Source organism: Micromonospora marina (genome assembly GCF_900091565.1).
GTDB classification, from domain to species: domain Bacteria; phylum Actinomycetota; class Actinomycetes; order Mycobacteriales; family Micromonosporaceae; genus Micromonospora; species Micromonospora marina.
Genome location: NZ_FMCV01000026.1, coordinates 68001 through 88228, shown reverse-complemented (window position 1 = coordinate 88228; position 20228 = coordinate 68001). Strand labels below are relative to the sequence as shown.

The following is a 20228-nucleotide window of genomic DNA, read 5'->3' as shown; positions in this document are numbered from 1 at the left end:
TACGGACCGGCCGCCGCCGCGCCGCCGACCGGATGCGCGGACCGGATGCGCGGACCGGATGCGCGGTGGCCGAGGGCGGGACCACGCAGACCGCACAGGCGGGCGGCTCGGGTGGGACGAGGGTTCGGAGGCGAGGGAGGCAGGGGAGCGGTCAGGCCGGGCCGAGCAGGTCCCAGGGGTTGCCGGCGATGTCGCGGAAGACCGCGACCCGGCCGTACGGCTCGGTGCGGGGCGGCCGGACGAACTCGACGCCCGCGTCGAGCATCCGCCGGTACACCGCCTCGAAGTCGTCGACCTGGAGGAAGAAGCCCACCCGGCCGTGGGTCTGGTCGCCCACCGCGCCGGCCTGGTGCTCCCCGTCCGCCCGGGCCAGCAGCAGGCCGGTGCCGCCGCCCGGCGGGCGTACGACAACCCAGCGCTTGGGCCGGCCGTCGTTCGTCAGCGAGGGCGTGTCCTCGGCCAGCTCGAAGCCGAGCACCTCGGTGAAGAACGCGATGGCCGGGTCGTACTCGGCCACGACGAGCGTGACCAGGTCGAGCCGCACCGGGCTCAGGCCCGCGTCAGCGTCGGCAGGTGCCGCTCGACCACCGGCAGCACGTCGGCGACGGTGATCGGCCGGCCCAGCTCGGCGGTCAGCGAGGTGACTCCGGCGTCGCGGATGCCGCAGGGCACGATCCGGTCGAAGAAACCCAGGTCGCAGTCGCAGTTGACGGAGAAGCCGTGCAGCGTGACCCCGCGGGCCACCCGGATGCCGATGGCGGCCACCTTGCGGGCCGGCCCCCTGTCGTCCTCCGGCACCCACACGCCGCTGCGCCCCTCGACCCGGCCGGCGGCCAGGCCGAACTCGGCGCAGACGTCGATCAGCAGCTGCTCGGTGCGCCGGACGTACGCGACCACGTCGACCGGGTCGGGCAGCCGGACGATCGGGTAGCCGACCAACTGCCCCGGACCGTGCCAGGTGATCTTCCCGCCGCGGTCCACGTCCACTACCGGGGTGCCGTCCATCGGCCGGTCCCACGGCTCGGTGCGCTTGCCGGCGGTGTAGACGCTGGGGTGCTCCAGCAGCAGCACCGTGTCGCCCTGCTCGCCGGCCACCACCGACTCGTGCAGTCGGCGCTGCTCGTCCCAGGCGGCCTGGTAGTCGAGCAGGCCGGCGCGGACAGCGGTCAGCCCGGAAGTCGTCACGCTCACCCGTCCAGCCTAGTCCCGCCCTGCGGGAACCGGACCCGTGAGCCTCGTCGCCGTCGCGCCGCGGCGGCGATCAGGCGGGCACCCGCCACAGCCAGACGTCCTCCACCCGCTCGGGCGGGCCGAGCAGTGCGGTGGCGGTGCGCCGCAGCGCCTCCTCGTCGACGTCGTACTTGGCGCCGTGCACCCGGTCGGGCAGCACGACCGCGCGTACCCCCCAGTAGCGCAGGTCCGCCTGCGACGCCCGGATGCTGCCGTCGGTGATGATCGGCACCAGCCCGGTCTTTCCGGCCTGGTCCATCAGCGAGTCGAAGGTGCGCGGCACCGGGCCGATCCGGCCCCGGCCCTCCGGCCCGCCCGGCCCGAGGAAGAAGCCGGCCGGGATGCGGAACTCACCCTGCCGGTGGGCGAGCGCGTGCGCCTGCCAGCGCTGCCCGTCCGGGTAGACGTCGACGGTCAGCGGCAGCGGGGTCAGCACCCCGTCGGGCGGGACGTAGCGTTGCCACGCGCCGCTGGTGATGAACGCCGGGATCGGTTCCCGGACGCTGGTCAGCAGCGGGGTCGGCACCAGCGGCAGCAGCGCGGCGACGAAGCCGAGCGTCCAGGCGAGCCCGCTCACCCGGTGCCGTGGCGGCCGGGCGCGCAGCGTGTCGATCGCGTACGCCAGCAGCAGGCCGATGACCGGCGCGACGACGAGCGCCAGCCGGGACGGCAGCGCCGCGTTGATCACCGGCAGGTTGTCCAGCACCCCGAACGGCAGCGTCTGGTCGAAGCGGCGGCCGTTCCACTTCACGGTCGGCCCCCAGGACAGCACCGCGAAGACCACGGCGGTCACCCCGAGCGCGGCCAGCGTGGCCCGGAACGCCCGGTCCGCGCGCCACCACAGCAGCGCGAAGCAGGCGACGGCGAGCACGAGCAGCGGTACGCCGAAGAACGAGTTCTCCTCCGTCGGGTTTGGTGCCAGCGAGGTGCCCCACCCGGCCCACCCGGCCAGTGACCGGCGCGGGTACGACCCGTACGCGGCGATGTCCTCGGAGTGGATCAGTGGGTCGAACCCGGTGCCGTGGAACCGCTGCGGTCCGAGGAAGTGCAGCCACAGCGGGTACGCCAGCAGCACCCCGGCGACGAGCGCGGTCACGCCGAGCCCGGCGGCCAGCCGGGGCAGCGCGGCACGTACCTCGGACCGGCGGGCCGGGTGCAGCGCCCACACCGCGAGGAACACCCCGAGCGCCAGCGCGGTGAAGAACAGCCCCTCGGCGGCGATCGAGAAGGCGACCGCGACCAGCAGGCCGAGCACGACCCCGCCGGTGACCGCCCGGCCCGGGCGCCGAAGCCGGAACACGCCCCAGATCAGCAGCGGCACCAGCCAGCCGGCGGTCCAGTTCAGGTGCGCGTTCGCGTGCGACACCATCGCCGGGCAGAAGGCGATGAACAGGGCGCCCACGCCGGCGGCCAGCCGGCTGCCCACCAGGTGGCGGCTGAGCAGCCAGTACCAGGCCACCGCCGTCGCGGCCAGGTTGAGCGTGAGGATCACCAGGAACGTCGCGGGCGGCCCGATGAGGTACGTCAGCGGTGCGAAGACCGCGGCGTACACGGTGATCGAGGTGTTGACCGCGAGGTTCACCCCGTCCGGAACGTTGATCAGCGTGGTGAACAGGGGGTTCTGTCCGTGCGTCAGCGTGTGCCCGCCGAACGCCAGCAGCCACTCGAACAGCGCCTGGTCGCTGGAGTTGACCGTGATCGCGCGGCTGTTCGGATCCCGCCACATGCCACTCGTCACCCAGAGGGCCAGGGCCAGTGCGGCGAGCGTGACCAGCAGGTCGGCGCGCCGGTCGCGGGCGCGCGTCGGCGCCGGGCCGGCGGCCGGGGACAGGGAGGAGGGCACGCAGCGGACGTTACCAACCGGACCTGGGCAGACCGCCCGGACCCGGAACTCGCCGCACACTTCGGTGGCCGTAGATGTGTGAGCGGCGGCCATTCCGGTGTGATGAAACACGGCCGTAACGTCGCGGCAACTCGGAGGTGACTCAGTTCACATTCCACGATCGGGAGGTCCCCCGTGCCCCGCTCCTCATCCCTCATCGCCCGCGTCGCCGGGGCGGCGGCCGGGGTCGTGCTGGCCGCGGCCACCGCGCTGGTCGCCGCCCTCCCCGCCCAGGCCGCCTCGCTGACCCCGGTCACCGGGTTCGGGTCCAACCCCGGCAACCTGGCCATGTACGCGTACCGCCCGGACGGCCTGCCCGCCGGTGCGCCCGCCGTGGTGCTGCTGCACGGCTGCGTGCAGAACGCCTCGACGTACGTCGCCAACTCCGGCTGGCAGAAGTACGCCGACCAGTGGAAGTTCACGCTCATCGCGCCGCAGCAGCCCAGCGGCAACAACGCCAACTCCTGCTTCAACTGGTTCGAGACCGGCGACACCGCGCGCGGCCAGGGCGAGGCGCTGTCGATCAAGCAGATGGTCGACTACGCCAAGAACACCTACGGCACCGACGGCGCCCGCGTCTACGTCAGCGGTCTCTCCGCCGGTGGCGCGATGAGCGCCACAATGCTCGCGACGTACCCGGACGTCTTCGCCGCCGGCTCGATCATCGCCGGCATCCCGTACCGCTGCGCCACCAGCATGGTCAACGCGTTCAGCTGCATGAACCCGGGTGTGAACAAGACCCCGGCGCAGTGGGGCGACCTGGTTCGCGGCGCGTACTCCGGCTACACCGGCAAACGCCCCCGGGTGGCGATCTGGCACGGCACCAGCGACACCACGGTGGCCACCGCGAACGCCGTCGAGTCGCGGGACCAGTGGACGAACGTGCTGGGCGTCTCGGCCACCCCGACCAGCACGTCCACGCTGCCGGCCGGCACGAGCCTGGAGGTGTACGGCAGCGACCAGGTCCGCCTCTACCGGGTCTCCGGGATGGGCCACGGCACCCCCGTCGACCCGGGTTCCGGCACGGACCAGTGCGGCACCGCCGGAGCGTACTTCCTGGACACCATCTGTTCGACGTACCGGGACGCGGTCTTCTTCGGACTCGGCGGTGGCGGCTCCTCGCCCAGCCCGACCCCGACGGCGACCGCGTCGCCCAAGCCGACCGCGTCGCCGACGCCCTCGCCCACGCCGACCAGCGCGCCGGTTTGCGTCACCGCCAGCAACTACGGGCACGTCGTGGCCGGGCGGGCCTACCAGTCCGGCGGATACGCCTACGCGCTCGGCAGCGGGCAGCGGATGGGCCTCTACAACACCTTCTACACGAGCACGCTGAAGCAGACCGGACCCGCGTACTGGGTGATCGGCTGCTGACCCGCCGCGCCGCGCCGCCCTCGCCCGCTCACTCGGCGAGGGCGGCGCGCAACGCGCCCGGCAGGTCCGGGTGCGTCCAGGAGAAGCCCGCCTTGCCGAGCACACCGGGCAGCACCCGCGTGCTGGTGAGCGCCTCCTGCGCGAAACCGCCGAGCGCCACCTTCAGCGCCACCGCCGGAATCGGCATGATCGCCGGACGGTGCAGCTGCCGGGCCAGTTCCCGGGTGAACTCGGCATTGGTGACCGGCGCCGGTCCGACCACGTTCACCGGGCCGGCCACGTCGCCGCGGGCCAGCAGGAACGCCGCGGCGTCGAGCCAGTCCCGCATCGAGATCCACGGCAGCCACTGCCGCCCGCTGCCCAGCTTGCCGCCGACGCCGAGCCGGAACGGCAGCAGTTGCGGCTTGAGCAGGCCGCCGTCGCGGTGCAGCGGCAGGCCCGTACGCAGGCGCACCACCCGTACCCCGGCGTCCTCGGCCGGCCGGGTCGCGGCCTCCCAGACCCGGCAGACGTCGGCGAGGAACCCCTCACCCGCAGGCGCCTCCTCGGTGACCGCCCGGTCGCCGGTGTTGCCGTACCAGCCGACGGCGGAGGAGTTGAGCAGCACCGTCGGCCGGTCGGCGGCGGGCAGGCCGGCGATCGTGATGGCGAGCGTGGTGGTGCTGTCCACCCGGCTGGTCCGGATCAGCTTCCGGTACTCGTCGTTCCAGCGCTTGTCGCCCACGCCCGCGCCCGCCAGGTTCACCACCGCGTCGGCGTCGGCGACGCACTGCGGGTCGAGCTGCGCGGCGGACGGGTTCCACTGCCGTTCGGCGGGCGTGCGTGGCGGGCGGCGGACCAGGCGGGTGACCTGGTGGCCGTCGGCGGCGAGGCAGTCGACCAGTCGGGTGCCGAGGAAACCGGACGCGCCGGCCATGAGGATCCGCATGCTCCCATCTTCGAGTACGGAGCGCGATTCGGATGCGTTGAGCGAAATCACTCACTCGTCACGCCCGCCGGTTGCACGCACTGAACGCGTTGCGTTTTTTTCGAATAGCGATACGCTTGCGTCATGAGTAGCGCCCTGCGTGAACGTACGGTCCTCCCCCCGGACGACCCCGCCGAGCTGGCCCGGTTCGTGCAGGAACTGCGGAACGCCGGCGGTCGTGCGCGGGCCAGGCTGGTCGGGCCGGACGGATCCGAGATCGAGATCCCGGACGAGTTGTACGGGGTGCTGCGGGACGTCGTGACAGTGTTGTCCGAGGGCCTCGCGATCTCCATCGCACCGCACAACACGATGTTGACGACCCAAGAGGCGGCAGACCTTCTCAACATCTCCCGGCCCACGCTGGTCCGGTTGCTGTCCGAGGGTGAGATGCCGCACACGATGCGCGGCCGTCACCGTCGAGTCATGCTCCGGGACGTTCTCGACTACCAGGAGCGGACCCGGCAGGCGCGCCGCCGGACACTCGACCGGATGACCGCCGAAGCCGAGGACGACGGCCTGTACGACGCGACCTCCACGCCCCGCAGGACGAGATGAGCGTGACCTGAGTGGCGTTCCCGGCGTTTCTCGACACCTGCGTCCTCTACCCGGCGCATCTATGCGACACCCTGCTGCGGCTGGCCGAGGTCGCCGCCTACCGACCCCTCTGGTCCAGGGACGTGCTGGACGAGTTGCGACGCAACCTGATCGCACGAGGCATCGCGGAGGAGCGGGTCGACCGTCGGCTCGGCCACATGGCCGAGGCGTTTCCGGACGCTATGGTCAGCGGATACGAGTCGCTGATCGACGGCATGTCCAACGACCCCAAGGACCGGCACGTGCTCGCCGCCGCCGTCCGGGCGAACGCGGAGGTGCTGGTCACGTTCAATGTCGGTGACTTTCCCGAGCCGTCGCTCAAGTCCTTCGACATCGTGGCGGTGCACCCGGACGACTTCCTGCTCGACCAGCTGGACCTCTATCCGGGGCAGACACTCGACGTCCTGCACCGCCAGGCGGCCGCCTACCGCAAGGAGCCGACGACCGTACCGGGTCTGCTCGTACTGCTGGGACGCACCGGCCTGCCCCGGTTCGCCGCGGAGGTCCGCCGACACCTCTGAGGCGGACCCCGCGAAAGGGACCGGGCGGTCAGGCGTCGGCCGGGGCGGTACGCAGGTCGGCGAGCAGGCGTTCCACCTCGGCGAACGCGTCCTGCGGCAACGGCCCGTACGTCAGCGCGCCGAGGTTCTCCTCCGCCTGCGCGACGGTCCGGCAGCCGGGGATCGGCAGGGTGTGCGGGCTGCGCGCGAGCAGCCAGCCGAGCGCGCCCTGGGCGAGGGTGCGGCCGTCGGCGGTCAGCGCCTCGCGGACCCGGGCCACCCGCTGCGCCCACTCGGCGCGCGGTACGCCGCCGGTGAACCAGTCCAGCCACTCCGGGGCCACACCGCGCACGTCGTCGCCGCCCCGGGCGACCGGCGCGTCCTGGTACTTCGCGGTGAGCAGGCCCATCGCCAGCGGTCCCCGGTTCAGGGCGGCGAGGTCGAACTCCGCGCAGACCGCGAGCACGGCGGCGTTGTCCCGCAGCACCGACTGGTCGTGCTGGATCGCCGCGCAGTGCGGTCCGGCCTCGGCGAAGGCGCGCGCCGAGGCGGGGTCGTCGGTGCTCCAGCCGTACGCCCGGATCTTCCCCTCGGCGACCAGGTCCTCCAGGGTGCCGACGAGGTCCAGCGCCCGCGGCACCGGCAGGCCGCCCAGGTGGAGCTGGTAGAGGTCGACGTGGTCGGTGCCGAGCCGGCGCAGCGAACCCTCCAGGCTGCGCCGCGCGTAGTCCGCTGTGGCGTCCTCGCCGAGGGCCTGGCGGGTCTCCTCGTCGGTGGGGTAGCCGAACTTGGTGGCGATGACCGCCCGGTCCCGGCGACCGGCGAGCGCGCGCCCGAGCACCCGCTCGCTGTGCCCCGCACCGTAGTTGCTGGAGGTGTCGAACAGCGTCGCGCCCAGGTCCAGGGCTCGGTGGACGGTACGCACCGACTCGTCGTCGTCCACCTCGCCCCAGCCGAGCGGTTGGGTGCCGTCCCAGAGCGGACCGCCGATCGCCCAGCAGCCCATGCCGATCGCGTTGACCTCGATGCCGCTGCGGCCCAGCCGCCGTGTCGTCGTCATGCGCCAAGTGTTCACTTTCGAGTGTGCTCGAAGTCCAGCTCTTTTTCCGCCAGCCCCGCCAGCCCCGCCAGCCCCGCCAGCCCCGCCAGCCGGGGCAGGAGCGGGGCGAGCGCCTCGACCGCTCCGGCGCGTACCACGAAGCGGGTGACGCCCCAGCGGCGCCGGTGCCCGGCCACCGCCGCGACGATCTCGTCGGGCGTCCCCGCCAGCACGAACGGTGTGGCCAGCACCTCCGCCGGGGTGAGCCCGGTCTCGGCGGCCGTCCCGGCGGCGGCCGCCTCCGCGTCGTCGGTGACGGCGACGTGCTGGACCAGCGCCGTAAGGAAGGGCCCCTTCTTAACGCCTGAGGAGGTGAAAGGGCCCCTTATTAACACGCGTCACACGCCGTCGAGCCGGGCCAGGTCGGCGGGGGACAGGCGCAGCCCGGCGGCGGCGACGTTCTGCTCCAGGTGGGCCGGGTCGCCGGTGCCGGGGATGGCGAGCACGTTCGGGCCCCGGGCCAGCGTCCAGGCCAGCCGGACCTGGGCCGCCGTCACACCGTGCTCCCGGGCCACCGCGTGCACCTCCGTGTGTTCCTCGCCGGTGGCACCGGCCTCCCGGCCGCTGGTGACGAGGGAGAAGAACGGCACGAACGCGGTGCCGTGCGCCGCACAGTCCCGGATCAGCTCGTCGTGCTGACGGCGGTAGCCCAGGCCGTACGAGTTCTGCACGCACACCACCGGCGCGATGGCGCGCGCCTCGGCGACCTGGTGCGGGCGTACCGCGGAGACGCCGAGGTGCCGGATCAGCCCGGCGTCGCGCAGCTCGGCCAGCGCGCCGAAGTGCTCGGACAGCGGTTCCGGGCCGTGTACCCGCAGGTTCACCACGTCCAGGTGGTCGCGGCCGAGCTGGCGCAGATTCTCCTCCACCTGCCCGCGCAACTGGTCCGGCCGGGCCGCCGGCAGCCACTGCCCGGACGGATCCTTGCCGGGCCCGACCTTGGTCACGATGACCAGATCCTCCGGGTACGGCCACAGCGCCCGGCTGATCAGCTCGTTGGCCGAGCGCAGCGGCGAGAAGTAGAACGCGGCCGTGTCGATGTGGTTGACGCCCAGCTCGACGGCGCGGCGCAGTACGGCGACGGCCCGGTCCCGGTCGCTCGGACTGCCGTCGGCGTTCGCGGTCAGCCGCATCGCGCCCAGGCCCATGCGGTTGACGGTCAGGTCGCCGAGCTGCCAGGTGCCGGCCGCGCCGGCGTGGACGGAGTCGATGGTCATGCGGTCCCCGTATCCCTCGTCTGTGGCCCCACGGTGGGGCCGACAGGTACCACGGAGGCGGCGGGCAGCTGGTTCACCCGCCCTTTGATGCGCCTGTCGTGCCAGCGGGCCCGACCATGTCGTAGTGCGCCCACCAGAGCGCGGTGGTGAAGCAGATGCCGAGTGCCGCCGCTGCCATGCCGGCCAGGTGGGCGGCTGGCCGAGCAGGTTGCTGCCCACGCCGACGGAGATGACCGACTCGCCCAGGGCGATGATCAGGATGAGATCGTCGATCTTCGGTGGTAGCAGCGCGCCGACCAGCAGCAGCGTCGCCGCCTCGCCGCTGCTCGACGGCGTCGGCGGCCGGTACTTCGAGGACTGTCAGGAGGCCGGTCCGAACCAGCCCGGCACGCGCACCGGCTGGGCGCCGTACGCCCGCGACCCGGAGGCCGCCGAGCGGCTCTGGATCGTCTCCGAGGAGCACCTGCGCGGCTGACCCGCGGAAACGACGGAGGGGGCGCGCGGCATGTCGCCGCACGCCCCCTCGCCGTCTCGGATCTACAGACCCAGCTCGGCCTCGAAGTTGCCGCCCTCCAGCCGCTCCTTCACCGCGGTGAGGAAGCGGGCTGCGTCGGCGCCGTCGATCAGCCGGTGGTCGTACGACATGGCCAGGTAGACCATCGACCGGATCGCGACGACCTCACCCAGCTCCGCGTCGTTGACCACGACCGGGCGCTTCACCACGGCCCCCGTGCCGAGCATCGCCGACTGCGGCGACGGCACGATCGGGGTGTCGAACAGGGCGCCCCGGCTGCCGGTGTTGGTGAGCGTGAAGGTCGCCCCGGCCATCTCGTCCGGGGTGATCTTGTTGGCCCGGGTGCGCTCGGCCAGGTCGGCGATCCGCTTGGCGATGCCGCCCATGTTCAGATCACCGGCGTTGTGGATGACCGGCACGAGCAGCCCGCGCTCGGTGTCCACGGCGATGCCGAGGTGCTCGGCGGCCGGGTAGGTGATCGTGCCGCCGTCCAGGTCCATGCTGGCCTGGATGATCGGGTACGTCTGGAGCGCCTCGATCGCGGCCAGCGCGAAGAACGGCAGGAAGGACAACTTCACGCCGTGCTTGGCCTGGAACGAGTCCTTGGCCCGCGCCCGCAGCTTGGCGACCTTGGTGACGTCGACCTCGACGACGGTGGTCAGCTGCGCCGTCTCGTGCAGCGACTGCTGCATCCGCTTGGCGATGGTGGCCCGGATTCGCGGCAGCTTCTCCGTGGTGCCCCGCTTGGCGCTCGGCTCCGGCTTGGCGGCCGGCTTGGCCGGGGCCTCGGCCTTGGCGGCCGGAGCGGCGGCGGGCGCCGCCTTGGCGGCCTTCGCCTTCTCGGCCGCCTCCAGCACGTCCTGCTTGCGGATGCGGCCACCCACGCCGGTGCCCTTGAGCGAGCCCAGGTCCACGCCGTGCTCGGCGGCGAGCTTGCGCACCAGCGGCGTCACGTACCCGGCGGCGTCCTCGCCGTTCTGGGCCGGGACGCTCGGGCGCTGCGTGGCGGTCGGCGCGGCCGGCTGGGCCGCCTGCTCGGCCTTGGCCGGCTGCGCGGCCTGCTCCGTCTCGGCGGCCGGCTCGTTGTAGGACAGGCCCGGGGTCGGCTCCTCGACCTTGGGCTCCGGCTTCGGCTCGGCCTTGGGCTCGGCCTTGGGCTCGGGCTTCGGCTCGGCCTTGGGCTCCGCCTTGGGCTTGGGCTCCGCCTTCGCGGGCGCGGCGCCGGCCGCCCCGACGATCGCCAGCACGGCGCCGACGTCGGCGGTCTCGTCCTCGGCGACCTTGATCTCCTGCAGCGTGCCGGCGACCGGCGACGGAATCTCGGTGTCGACCTTGTCGGTGGAGACCTCCAGCAGCGGCTCGTCCACCTCGACGGTCTCGCCGACCTGCTTGAGCCAGCGGGTGACGGTGCCCTCGGTGACGCTCTCACCCAGAGCCGGCATGGTCACCGGCGTGCCCTCGCCCGACGGCGCGGCGGACTCGGCCGGCTCCTCGACGGCCGACTGCTCGGCCTCGGCGCCCGGCTCGGCGGCGGCCTCCTCGGCCTCCTCGGCCTGCTCCGGCTCGGGGCCGGTGCCCTCGGCGGCGGCCGTCGGCTCGGTGGCCGGCTCGGCCTTCTCGGTGGGAGCCGCGCCCGCGTCCTCGCCCTCGCCGGCGATGACCGCCAGCTCGCTGCCGACCTCGGCGGTCTCGTCCTCGCCGACCACGATCCGGCTCAGCACGCCCGCCGCGGGGGACGGGATCTCGGTGTCGACCTTGTCGGTCGACACCTCGAGCAGAGGCTCGTCGACCTCGACGGTGTCACCCTCCTGCTTGAGCCAGCGCGTGACGGTGCCCTCGGTGACGCTCTCGCCGAGCCGGGGCATGGTGACCGATACCGGCATGTTCTCCAGACTCCTTCATTCCCCTGGTGGGATCATCGCCCGTCGCCGGACGCCGCGGTTGTCGTGTCAGGCGTGCGCGTGCAGCGGCTTGCCGGCCAGGGCCAGGTGCGCCTCGCCCAGAGCCTCGTTCTGCGTCGGGTGGGCGTGCACGAGCTGCGCCACCTCGGCCGGGTACGCCTCCCAGTTGTAGATGAGCTGCGCCTCGCCGATCTGCTCACCGACCCGGGCGCCGACCATGTGCACGCCGACCACCGGGCCGTCGTCCACCCGGACCAGCTTCACGTGGCCGGCGGTCTTGAGGATCTGGCTCTTGCCGTTGCCGCCCAGGTTGTAGTTGTAGGTCTTGATCTTGTCGGCACCGTACTGCTCCTTGGCCCTCGCCTCGGTCAGTCCGACCGACGCCAGCTCCGGGTCGCAGTAGGTGACGCGCGGGATGCCGGCCTCGTCGATCACGGCCGGGGTCTTTCCGGCGATCTCCTCGGCGACGAAGATGCCCTGCTGGAAGCCGCGGTGCGCGAGCTGCAGGCCGGGCACGATGTCACCGACCGCGTAGACGTTCGGCACGCTGGTGCGCAGCCGCTCGTCGGTCAGCACGTAGCCGCGGTCCATCTTGACGCCCTGCTCCTCGTAGCCGAGGCCGGCGGTGTTCGGGCCGCGGCCCACGGCGACCAGCAGCAGCTCGGCCTCGACCGTGTCGCCGCCCTGAATGGTCAGCTTCACGCCCTTGTCGGTCTTCTCGACCTTCTCGAACGGCTTGCCGACCTTGAAGTTGATCTTCCGCTTGCGGAACGCCCGCTCCAGCGCCTTCGACGACTCCTCGTCCTCGGCGGCGACCAGGCGGGGCAGCGCCTCGACGATCGTCACGTCCACGCCGAAGGACTTCCAGACGCTGGCGAACTCGACGCCGATGACACCGCCGCCGAGCACGATCGCCGACGACGGGACGCGGTCCAGCGTCAGCGCGTGGTCGCTGGTGATGATCCGCTCGCCGTCGACGTCCAGGCCGGGCAGGCTCTTCGCGTACGAACCGGAGGCCAGCACGACGTTGCGGCCGGTGTAGCGCTTGCCGTCGACCTCGACGACGTTCTTGCCGACCAGCTTGCCGGCGCCCGCCACGAAGGTGATCTTCTTGCTGCTGCCCACCAGGCCCTGCAGGCCCTTGTACAGGCGGGAGATCACGCCGTCCTTGTACGAGTTGACCGCCTTCATGTCGATGCCGACCAGCTCGGCCTTCACGCCGAACTGCTCGGACTCGCGGGTCTGGTCGGCGATCTCGGCGGCGTGCAGCAGCGCCTTGGTCGGGATGCACCCGTTGTGCAGGCAGGTCCCGCCCAGCTTGCTCTTCTCGATGAGGGCGACGGAGAGGTCCAGCTGGGCGGCACGCAGCGCCGCCGCGTAGCCGCCGCTACCACCTCCGAGGATGACGATGTCGAAGGTCGTGTCGTTCGGCTCGCTCACATCCAACTCCCAGGTCGCGTCACTGCATCGGGGGTTACGGCGGAGTAACAGGTACACCCCACCTCGGTCATCTTGTCACCACCACGGACCGAGCGCGTACCGAGGTGCCCAACGACACGTCGGCGACACGTACCCTTGGCACCGACCTCGATGACGGCGGTGGGGGAGGAGTGGATTCGGTGGGGCTGTTCCGACGACGCAAGCGGGCGGTCCCGGCGAGCCGCGACCGCGCCGCCGACCGCGCCGATCTGGACCATCTGGAGAACTTCGTCCGGACCCGCAAGGGCGTCGAGGCGTACATCGAGCCCCGTACGACGGTCACCGAGACCACGATCATGCTGATCGCCGACGACGGCGAGTGGACCCGGCGGCGCGTCGGCGGGCCGGACGAGGCCCGCCGCTGGGCGCACCGGATCGCGATCCCGATCTACGACGTGCGGCTGATGGGCTACCCGCAGCGCATGCGCGACTACAACGAGCGCCGCAAGCGCCGGCCCGAGCTGTTCTGAACGCTTGTGTTAAAAAGGGCCCCTTCTACAACGCCAGGCGTTAAGAAGGGGCCCTTCCTTACCTGTCAGCCGTTGGTGGCGACGTCCTCGACCAGGTGCACGAGCGTCCGCACCGGCACACCGGTGCCGCCCTTCGTCCAATAGCCGGTCGCCTCGCCCGAGTGGTAGCCCGGACCGGCGATGTCGATGTGCGCCCAGGCCACGTCGTCGGTCACGAACTCGCGCAGGAACACCCCGCCCTGGAGCATGTGCCCGGCCCGGTCCATCCCGGCGTTGACCTGCGAGATGTCCGCGACGTCCGACTCCATGCCCTTGCGCACGTCGTCCGGCAGCGGCATCGGCCAGGCCGGCTCGCCGGTCGCGTCACCGGCGACCCGCACCCGCTCGCACAGCTCCGGGGTGCCCATCACACCGGCGATCCGCTTGCCCAGCGCGATCACCTGCCCGCCGGTCAGCGTGGAGGTCTCGAACAGGTAGTCCGCGCCGTCCGCGCAGGCCCGCGCCATCGCGTCGGCCAGCACCATCCGGCCCTCGGCGTCGGTGTTGAGCACCTCCACCTTCTTGCCGTTGAACATGCTGATCACGTCGCCCGGGCGGTAGCTGGTGCCCGACGGCATGTTCTCCGCCATCGGCAGGTAGCCGGTGACGGTCACCGACGGCTTGAGCGCCGCGACCGCCAGCATGGCCGCGCCGACGGCCGCCGCCCCGGCCATGTCCGACTTCATCTCCCACATGCCCTGCGCCGGCTTGATCGAGATGCCGCCGGTGTCGAACGTGATGCCCTTGCCGACCAGCGCGACCCGCTTGCCGTTGCCGCCGCCCTCGGGCGTCCAGGTGAGCTTCACCAGCCGCGGCGGGGCCTCGGAGCCCTGACCGACGGCGAGGATGCCGCCGTAGCCGCCGGCCTTCAGCGCCGCCTCGTCCAGCACCTCGACCTCCAGTCCGGCCTCGCGGGCGGCGGCGGAGACGGCGTCGGCGAACGCCGGGGGACGCAGCTCGTTCGGCGCGGTGTTGACCCAGTCCCGGCTGGTCCGCACCGCGCCGGCCACCGCCTGCGCCCGCGCGATCTCGGCCTGGGCGGTCGCGTCGGCCGCGTCCGGCACCGCCACCAGCACCTCGGCCACCGGCTCGCGCCGGGCCGGCTGCGGCTTGGTCTTGTAGCCGGCGAACCGGTAGCCGCCCAGCAGCGCGCCCTCGGCGACCGCGCGCAGGGCGGCCGGGGCGTCGGCGTCGTCGGGCAGCGGCAGGGCCAGGGCGACGCGCGGGGCGCCGGCCAGCGCCCGCACCGCGGCACCGGCGGCCCGGCGCAGCGACTCCGGTGCCGGGGCGGCACCGGCGGGCTCCGGGCCGAGGCCGACCGCCACGACCAGCGGGGCGGACACGGTGCCCAGCGTGGCCAGCTTGATCACCTCGCCCGGGCCACCGGTCGCGCCGAGCAGGGCCAGCGTCTCGGTCAGCTTTCCGTCGAACGCGGCGGCGATGCTCTCCCCGCCGCTCGCCAGCAGCAAAGCGTGGGCGGGTGCGCCGTTGCCCGGCTCGGTGGTCTGGCTGTGCACGCCGATCACGATCGCGTCGACGGCGAGTTCGGCGGGGTCGGTGTCGACCAGGCTGAGGGTGGTGCGGGGCGATGTCACGAAAGCTACTCCGGGCGGGCCGGGCCGGCCGCGTCGTCGCGTACCGGCGGTGAAGGTCTCTCCGGCGGCAACCTACCCGCCGGGAGTCGTGGCTGTCCCGCCGATGCGTGCCGACGGGATCCCGCCGATGCTAACCACAGCGGCCCGGGCCGGTAAGTTGCCACCCATGACCGAGGTGACCTCCGACGCCGCCGAGACCCGGCTGCGCCGTTCCCCGCTGCACGAGCGGCACACCGCGCTCGGCGCGAAGTTCGCCCCCTTCGGCGGCTGGCAGATGCCGCTCGAGTACGCCGGTGGTGGCGTGCTGAAGGAGCACACGGCCGTCCGCGAGGGCGTCGGCGTGTTCGACGTCTCGCACCTGGGCAAGATCCGGGTCGCCGGGCCGGGCGCGGCGGACTTCGTCAACGCCTGCCTCACCAACGACCTCGGCCGGATCGCGCCCGGCCAGGCCCAGTACACGCTCTGCTGCGACGACGCCACCGGCGGCGTGGTGGACGACATCATCGCCTACCTGCACGCCGGGGACCACGTCTTCCTGGTGCCCAACGCGGCCAACACCGCCGAGGTCACCCGCCGGCTGCGCGCCGCGGCGCCCGAGGGCGTCACAGTCACCGACGAGCACGAGGCGTACGCGGTGCTCGCCGTCCAGGGGCCGCGCTCGGCGGAGCTGCTGGGCGTGCTCGGCCTGCCCACCGCCCACGACTACATGAGCTTCTCCACCGCCACGCTCGACGGGGTGGAGCTGACCGTGTGCCGCACCGGCTACACCGGCGAGCTGGGCTACGAGCTGGTCGTCCCGGCCGAGCACGCGGTCGCCGTCTGGGACGCGATCTTCGCCGCGGCAGACGACGTACGGGCCTGCGGCCTGGCCGCCCGGGACACGCTGCGCACCGAGATGGGTTACCCGCTGCACGGGCAGGATCTGTCCCTGGAGATCACTCCGGTGCAGGGCCGTTCCGGCTGGGCGGTGGGCTGGGACAAGGCGGCGTTCTGGGGCCGGGACGCGCTGCTCGCCGAGAAGGCCGCCGGTCCGGCCCGGACGCTGCGCGGCCTCACCGCCGTGGACCGGGCCATCCCGCGCCCCGGCATGACCGTGTACGCGGGCGACCGGCAGGTCGGCACCGTCACCAGCGGCACGTTCAGCCCGACGCTCAAGCACGGCGTCGCGCTGGCGCTCGTCGACACCGACCCGAAGCGGGCCGACGGCGACGAGCTGGAGGTGGACATCCGGGGCCGCCGTGCCCGGATGCGCCTGACCAGGCCGCCGTTCGTCGAGCCCTCGGTGCGCTGAGCCCGGGTCAGTCCTCGCCGCGCTCACCGGCGTCGAGGACTGCCTGTGTCCAGCCGCCCTCCAGCACGCCGGTGCCGTCCAGCACGGCCCAGTCGACGACGTCCGACGCCTCCACCACCACCGGGGAGCCGATCCGCACGCTCGGGTCGGTGTTGGCGTCGCTGGCGCTCGCGCCGACGATCCGTTCCGGGGTGTCCCACGAGGTCACCCCGGCCCAGACGTACTCGGGGCCGTCGTCGCCGGGCAGGCCGTACTTGACCACGAGCTGGCTCTCCTCGGGCAGCCGCCCGGCCAGGAAGCGGGCCCGGATGTCGCCGAGCGCGGCGCGGGCGGTCTCCACCGCGCGGCTCATCGCGTCCCCGGTGCGGGTGTAGCGCACGTCCGGCTGGATGCCGTTGAACAGCGTCGCGCAGGCGGCGGCGAAGTAGCGGCCGGGCGGTCCCGGATGCCCGGGCGGCGGGTTGAGGCTCAGGAACGAGTCGGCGTCGGGGTCGGTGGCCGGGTCCAGCTCCAGCCGCAGCAGCACCGGCGCGGTCGCGCCGTGCTGCTCCGGATTGCCGTACGCCACGGCGATGTCGTGCCCGGTCACCGTGGCCAGCACCGGAAGCTGCACGAAGGCGGGCACCTCGTCGCCGGCGAGCCCGTCGGTCCAGTCCCGCAGCAGCCGCCGGGCCGCGCCGGTCATCACCGCGCCCCACGCCCGGGTCAGGTGGTCCGGTACGCCCTGCGCCTGCAACTCCAGCAGCCCGAACCGGCGCAGCCCCTTCGTGGTGAACCAGAGCCCGTCGGAGTCCGAGGAGTAGGGCACCAGCACCCAGTCGACGAGCCGGATCCGGCCCTGGTCGTCGGGCAGCGAGCGCAGCGCCGCCGCCGGGTCGAGGAACTGGAGCCCGAAGACGTCCACCACGTCCCCGCCGACCGTCTCGGCGACCGCCGCGGCCACCGCGCGGGCGGCCCACTCGTGCGCCGGCGGCCAGCCCGGCCGGTACTCGGCCTGCACCACCACCAGGTGGGTGGCGGCGGCCAGCCGGGCCAGCTGCTCCTCGGTGGCGCCGAACGCGGTGAGCAGGTCCGGCGGCAGTTCGGGGAACTCGTCGACGGTACGGGTGTCCACCGTCATCAGCGGGCTGTCGAGCATCTGCCGGGCCAGCCCGTGGACCGGTTCGGCGAGCCGGCCGGCCAGGCCGTCCACGGCGGTCTTCGGGCTCACCTTGGGCAGCCCGGTGATCGGCACCAGGTAGGTCGCGTCGAGCGACTCGGGCACCGGTACCGGCAGGAAGTCGTCCGTGATGAGCATGCCGTCCCCCTCGACCGCGCCGGTGCAATCGCCCCGAACGCTACCCGCCCGGACCGGTGGCGTTCAGCCGGTCAGCACCAGTCCCAGGTAGGACAGCGTGGTGACGATCTCCACGAGCGCCCCGAGCACGTCGCCGGTGATGCCGCCGAGGCGGCGTACCAGGTGCCGGAGGAGCCCGGCCGCGACGGCGAGCGCGCCGAGCACGGCGAGCGGCCCCTGCCACGGCCGGTCCGGCACCGCGGGCACGGCCGCCAGCGCGACGGCGACCGCGCCGAGCGTCAGGGCGGCCCACCCCACAGTGCCGGCGACGAGCGCGCCCAGGCCCTCCGGCCGGGCCGCCGGCACGCCACGCCGGCAGGCCAGGCCGACGGCGAGCCGCCCGGCCGCGGTGGCCGCGACCACCGCCGCGACCGCGGCGAGCGCGTCCCGGCCGGCCAGCTCCGCGAGCACCGCGCTCTGCAGCAGGAGTACGACCACGAGCGCGACCACCCCGAACGGGCCGACGTCCGGCTGCTTCATGATCTCCAGCGCGGCCGGGCCGCGCCGGTACGAGCCGAGCGCGTCGACGGTGTCGGCCAGCCCGTCCAGGTGCAGGCCCCGGGTGAGCAGCGCACCCAGCCCGACTGTCACCACGGCGGCGACGAGCGGTGGCGCGAGCGCGCCGGTGAGCAGCAGCACCCCGCCGAGTACGGCGCCGAGCAGCGCGCCGACCAGCGGAGCGAGCGCCATCGCGGTCCCGGCGGCGGCCCGGTCGACCCGGCCGGCGCGTACCGGGAGGGTGGTGAACGTGGTGAGCGCCAGCCGGATGCCGTCGGCGAGCCGCGCGTCAGTCGGCACGTCGGCCGGGGGAGACCGGCTCGTCGGCACCGACCGTGGTCGGCCCCGGACCGGCCGGCTCCGGCTCGGCGAAGTCCGGTTCGTCGCCGTCGTCGTCGGGGCCGCCCAGCGACGGGTGCGCCGGCAGCGTGGCGGCGAGCGTCAGCGCGGAGCGCAGCAGCGGCAGCGCGGCCAGCGCGGTCGCCCCCTCGCCCAGGTCCAGCCGCAGGTCCACCAGCGGGGTCAGGCCGAGCACGTCGGCGGCGAGCCGCACGCCCGGACGGCCGCCGTGGTCGGGCAGCAGGCACCAGTGCCGGGCCTGCCCGGCCAGGTCGCGGCTGACCATGGCGGCGGCGGTGCCGACCGGGCCGTCCAGCAGCACCGGCACCTTGCGGGCGGTGGCGCCCAGCAGCACACCGGTGGCCAGTGCGATGTCGCCGCCGCCCAGCTCGGCCAGCACGTCCTTGGCCTCCCGGGCGGAGCGCCGGGTGCGGTGCAGCGCGTCCCGTACCGTCGCGCAGCGGACCATCCACGCGGTGTCGTCGATCTCGCCCTGCTCGGTGATCACCCGGCCGAGTACGGTCGGCGCTTCCGCCCCCGCGGTGGCCGCGAGCACCGCCGCGGCGGCGGCCTCGGCACCCGCGCCGCAGGCGGCGAGCACCAGCAGCTGCACCCCGGCGTCGGCGGCCTGCTCGGCGAGCCGCCAGCCGTAGCGCAGGGCCGCCTCGACCTCGTCGGCGGGCAGGGCCGGGCCGTCCTCCATCGGCGCCGACACGGGCGCCTCGACGATCTGCAGGCCGGCCCGGTTCTCGGCGGCGAGCCGGGCCAGCGCGCCCCGGCCGGCGCGGGCCTGCCGGGCGCGGCGGGCCGACGCTCCGGGCGTCGCGCCGGCCGACGCGCCGCCCTCGTGGTCGCCCCGGATCAGCAGGACGCGTACGGAGTCCCACGGACGCGGCGTCGAGGTGCCCTGGGTGGCGGCGGCGAAGCCGACCACCTGCTCCAGCACGCCGAGACCGGCGCCGGAAATGTCGAGGGTGGCGAGCCGGTCGACCGCCTGCGGCCCGGTGTAGTCGTCGGGCATCGGCAGTTCCATGCCCGGCTGGATGACCAGGCCGGTGGCGATCATCGGCAGCGCCATGGTCGGTGCGGCCCAGTCGCCCGTACCCGGCGCGTCGGGGGCGGCCGGGGCGGGCGCCGGGGCGGCGGCCGGGGTGAGCACCTCGGGCAGTGTCAGGTCTGCGGCGCCGAGACCGGCCGGCGTGACCTGGTCAGGTGCGGCCTGGCTCGGCGCGGCCGTGGTCCAGGGTGCCGCGGCTCGGGGCGCTGCGGTCTGCGGCGCCGCGGCGTGGCTCGGCGCGGCCTCGGGCGGCGCGGCGGCGGGCGGCACGGCGTGCGCGGGGGCCGGGGTGGCCGGGGTGGCCGGCTTGAGCCACGCGGTCTGACCGGCCACCACGAGCGTGACCGCGTCGCAGGCGTCGGCGACCGCCCGGTTGGTCGCGCCGAGCGCGTCGGTGAACGCCCGGCCCAGCGGCGTGGTGGGCACCAGGGACAGGCCCACCTCGGGGCTGACCAGCACCAGCCGGGCCGTGCTGGACCGCACCGCCGCGGCCAGCTCGGCGATCGTGGCGGTGTCGTCGGCCGGCTGGTGGACCGGGTCGAGCAGCACCGTCACCCAGCCGCCGAGGTCGTCCACGAGCAGTGTGTCGTTCGGCCCGGCGGCGGCGATCACCTCGACCAGCCGGCCCGGGTCCGCCGCGGTCTCCTCGGTGCTCCAGCTACCCGGCCGCCGGGCGCGGTGCGCCGCGAGGCGGGCCGCCCACTCGGTGTCCTCCGGATCGCCGGCCGGGGCGGTGGCCACGTACCGGACCGTGGGCGCGTCGGCGACCAGCGACTCGGCGAACTCGGACTTGCCGGAGCGGATACCGCCGAGCACCAGGAGGGTGTGCCACCCGTCAACGGACATGCC

The 20228-nt window shown here is 73.8% G+C and carries 19 protein-coding genes; 6 read left to right on the top strand and 13 right to left on the bottom strand.

Translation table 11 applies throughout. The features are described from left to right. Nucleotides 1-151: 151 nt before the first annotated feature. From GA0070215_RS24465 to GA0070215_RS24455, 3 genes are all read right to left on the bottom strand, one after another. Complete coding sequence (locus tag GA0070215_RS24465; protein ID WP_091050268.1) at nucleotides 152-544, bottom strand: VOC family protein; 393 nt, start codon at nucleotides 542-544, stop codon at nucleotides 152-154. Nucleotides 545-549: 5 nt separating this feature from the next. Continuing rightward, complete coding sequence (gene lipB, locus GA0070215_RS24460; protein WP_091050264.1) at nucleotides 550-1191, bottom strand: lipoyl(octanoyl) transferase LipB; 642 nt, start codon at nucleotides 1189-1191, stop codon at nucleotides 550-552. 70 nt (nucleotides 1192-1261) lie between these two features. Then, nucleotides 1262-3166, bottom strand: coding sequence for a DUF6311 domain-containing protein (locus tag GA0070215_RS24455; protein ID WP_081635918.1), 1905 nt, complete (start codon nucleotides 3164-3166; stop codon nucleotides 1262-1264). A gap of 81 nt (nucleotides 3167-3247) precedes the next feature. On the opposite strand from GA0070215_RS24455, the gene GA0070215_RS24450 reads away from it, so the two are divergent. Further along, the gene (locus GA0070215_RS24450) at nucleotides 3248-4483 is read left to right on the top strand and encodes an extracellular catalytic domain type 1 short-chain-length polyhydroxyalkanoate depolymerase (protein WP_091050262.1); all 1236 of its coding nucleotides are present in this window, start codon (nucleotides 3248-3250) and stop codon (nucleotides 4481-4483) included. A 28-nt stretch (nucleotides 4484-4511) separates the two neighbouring features. Here GA0070215_RS24450 and GA0070215_RS24445 read toward each other — a convergent pair whose 3' ends face one another. After that, entirely contained in the window at nucleotides 4512-5411 is a 900-nt protein-coding gene (locus GA0070215_RS24445; RefSeq protein ID WP_018785392.1) for a TIGR01777 family oxidoreductase, read from the bottom strand. Between the two features lie 123 nt (nucleotides 5412-5534). On the opposite strand from GA0070215_RS24445, the gene GA0070215_RS24440 reads away from it, so the two are divergent. After that, a complete protein-coding gene (locus tag GA0070215_RS24440; protein ID WP_018785391.1) occupies nucleotides 5535-6005 on the top strand; it encodes a helix-turn-helix domain-containing protein in 471 nt (156 codons plus the stop codon). A gap of 11 nt (nucleotides 6006-6016) precedes the next feature. Beyond that, nucleotides 6017-6565, top strand: a complete 549-nt coding sequence (locus GA0070215_RS24435) for a PIN domain-containing protein (protein WP_091050259.1) — start codon at nucleotides 6017-6019, stop codon at nucleotides 6563-6565. A gap of 28 nt (nucleotides 6566-6593) precedes the next feature. Here the strand turns inward: GA0070215_RS24435 and GA0070215_RS24430 are convergent, their stop codons facing one another. The 3 genes from GA0070215_RS24430 to GA0070215_RS24420 are packed head-to-tail and all read right to left on the bottom strand — an operon-like array spanning nucleotide 6594 to nucleotide 8860. Then, nucleotides 6594-7604, bottom strand: a complete 1011-nt coding sequence (locus tag GA0070215_RS24430; protein WP_091050255.1) for an aldo/keto reductase — start codon at nucleotides 7602-7604, stop codon at nucleotides 6594-6596. Between the two features lie 11 nt (nucleotides 7605-7615). Next, the gene (locus tag GA0070215_RS24425; protein ID WP_244167131.1) at nucleotides 7616-7978 is read right to left on the bottom strand and encodes a hypothetical protein; all 363 of its coding nucleotides are present in this window, start codon (nucleotides 7976-7978) and stop codon (nucleotides 7616-7618) included. A gap of 3 nt (nucleotides 7979-7981) precedes the next feature. Continuing rightward, nucleotides 7982-8860 (bottom strand): oxidoreductase, encoded by an 879-nt coding sequence (locus GA0070215_RS24420; RefSeq protein ID WP_018785387.1) that lies wholly within the window; start codon nucleotides 8858-8860, stop codon nucleotides 7982-7984. Nucleotides 8861-9119: 259 nt separating this feature from the next. Here GA0070215_RS24420 and GA0070215_RS24415 point away from each other — a divergent pair, with 259 nt between their 5' ends. Further along, nucleotides 9120-9335, top strand: a complete 216-nt coding sequence (locus GA0070215_RS24415; protein ID WP_244167130.1) for a hypothetical protein — start codon at nucleotides 9120-9122, stop codon at nucleotides 9333-9335. Nucleotides 9336-9397: 62 nt separating this feature from the next. On the opposite strand, the gene sucB is transcribed toward GA0070215_RS24415, so the two are convergent. Together sucB and lpdA are read right to left on the bottom strand one after the other, a co-directional pair. After that, nucleotides 9398-11257 (bottom strand): 2-oxoglutarate dehydrogenase, E2 component, dihydrolipoamide succinyltransferase, encoded by a 1860-nt coding sequence (sucB, locus tag GA0070215_RS24410; RefSeq protein ID WP_091050252.1) that lies wholly within the window; start codon nucleotides 11255-11257, stop codon nucleotides 9398-9400. 66 nt (nucleotides 11258-11323) lie between these two features. Next, on the bottom strand, nucleotides 11324-12715 hold the full coding sequence (gene lpdA / locus GA0070215_RS24405) for a dihydrolipoyl dehydrogenase (RefSeq protein WP_091050248.1): 1392 nt from the start codon (nucleotides 12713-12715) through the stop codon (nucleotides 11324-11326). 179 nt (nucleotides 12716-12894) lie between these two features. Here lpdA and GA0070215_RS24400 point away from each other — a divergent pair, with 179 nt between their 5' ends. After that, a complete protein-coding gene (locus tag GA0070215_RS24400; protein ID WP_018785383.1) occupies nucleotides 12895-13224 on the top strand; it encodes a hypothetical protein in 330 nt (109 codons plus the stop codon). A gap of 65 nt (nucleotides 13225-13289) precedes the next feature. Here GA0070215_RS24400 and GA0070215_RS24395 read toward each other — a convergent pair whose 3' ends face one another. After that, on the bottom strand, nucleotides 13290-14858 hold the full coding sequence (locus GA0070215_RS24395; RefSeq protein WP_091050244.1) for a leucyl aminopeptidase: 1569 nt from the start codon (nucleotides 14856-14858) through the stop codon (nucleotides 13290-13292). A gap of 166 nt (nucleotides 14859-15024) precedes the next feature. Here GA0070215_RS24395 and gcvT point away from each other — a divergent pair, with 166 nt between their 5' ends. Next, nucleotides 15025-16149, top strand: a complete 1125-nt coding sequence (gcvT, locus tag GA0070215_RS24390) for a glycine cleavage system aminomethyltransferase GcvT (RefSeq protein WP_167361565.1) — start codon at nucleotides 15025-15027, stop codon at nucleotides 16147-16149. Nucleotides 16150-16156: 7 nt separating this feature from the next. Here gcvT and GA0070215_RS24385 read toward each other — a convergent pair whose 3' ends face one another. The 3 genes from GA0070215_RS24385 to GA0070215_RS24375 all read right to left on the bottom strand — a co-directional run bounded on the left by GA0070215_RS24385 (nucleotide 16157) and on the right by GA0070215_RS24375 (nucleotide 20225). Next, nucleotides 16157-17446, bottom strand: a complete 1290-nt coding sequence (locus tag GA0070215_RS24385) for a DUF2314 domain-containing protein (RefSeq protein ID WP_018785380.1) — start codon at nucleotides 17444-17446, stop codon at nucleotides 16157-16159. 63 nt (nucleotides 17447-17509) lie between these two features. Beyond that, nucleotides 17510-18283, bottom strand: a complete 774-nt coding sequence (cobS, locus tag GA0070215_RS24380; RefSeq protein ID WP_026267871.1) for an adenosylcobinamide-GDP ribazoletransferase — start codon at nucleotides 18281-18283, stop codon at nucleotides 17510-17512. Continuing rightward, a complete protein-coding gene (locus tag GA0070215_RS24375; RefSeq protein ID WP_091050241.1) occupies nucleotides 18273-20225 on the bottom strand; it encodes a bifunctional adenosylcobinamide kinase/adenosylcobinamide-phosphate guanylyltransferase in 1953 nt (650 codons plus the stop codon). Before GA0070215_RS24375 ends, cobS begins: the two co-directional genes overlap by 11 nt. Between the last annotated feature and the right edge of the window lie 3 nt (nucleotides 20226-20228).

Coding starts and splice junctions, on each gene's coding strand:
- GA0070215_RS24415 (WP_244167130.1), top strand. CDS start 9,120: ATGAGATCGTCGATCTTCGGTGGTAGCAGCGCGCCGACCAGCAGCAGC.
- GA0070215_RS24375 (WP_091050241.1), bottom strand. CDS start 20,225: ATGTCCGTTGACGGGTGGCACACCCTCCTGGTGCTCGGCGGTATCCGC.
- GA0070215_RS24420 (WP_018785387.1), bottom strand. CDS start 8,860: ATGACCATCGACTCCGTCCACGCCGGCGCGGCCGGCACCTGGCAGCTC.
- GA0070215_RS24430 (WP_091050255.1), bottom strand. CDS start 7,604: ATGACGACGACACGGCGGCTGGGCCGCAGCGGCATCGAGGTCAACGCG.
- sucB (WP_091050252.1), bottom strand. CDS start 11,257: ATGCCGGTATCGGTCACCATGCCCCGGCTCGGCGAGAGCGTCACCGAG.
- GA0070215_RS24445 (WP_018785392.1), bottom strand. CDS start 5,411: ATGCGGATCCTCATGGCCGGCGCGTCCGGTTTCCTCGGCACCCGACTG.
- GA0070215_RS24385 (WP_018785380.1), bottom strand. CDS start 17,446: ATGCTCATCACGGACGACTTCCTGCCGGTACCGGTGCCCGAGTCGCTC.
- gcvT (WP_167361565.1), top strand. CDS start 15,025: ATGACCGAGGTGACCTCCGACGCCGCCGAGACCCGGCTGCGCCGTTCC.
- GA0070215_RS24440 (WP_018785391.1), top strand. CDS start 5,535: ATGAGTAGCGCCCTGCGTGAACGTACGGTCCTCCCCCCGGACGACCCC.
- GA0070215_RS24455 (WP_081635918.1), bottom strand. CDS start 3,166: ATGGCCGCCGCTCACACATCTACGGCCACCGAAGTGTGCGGCGAGTTC.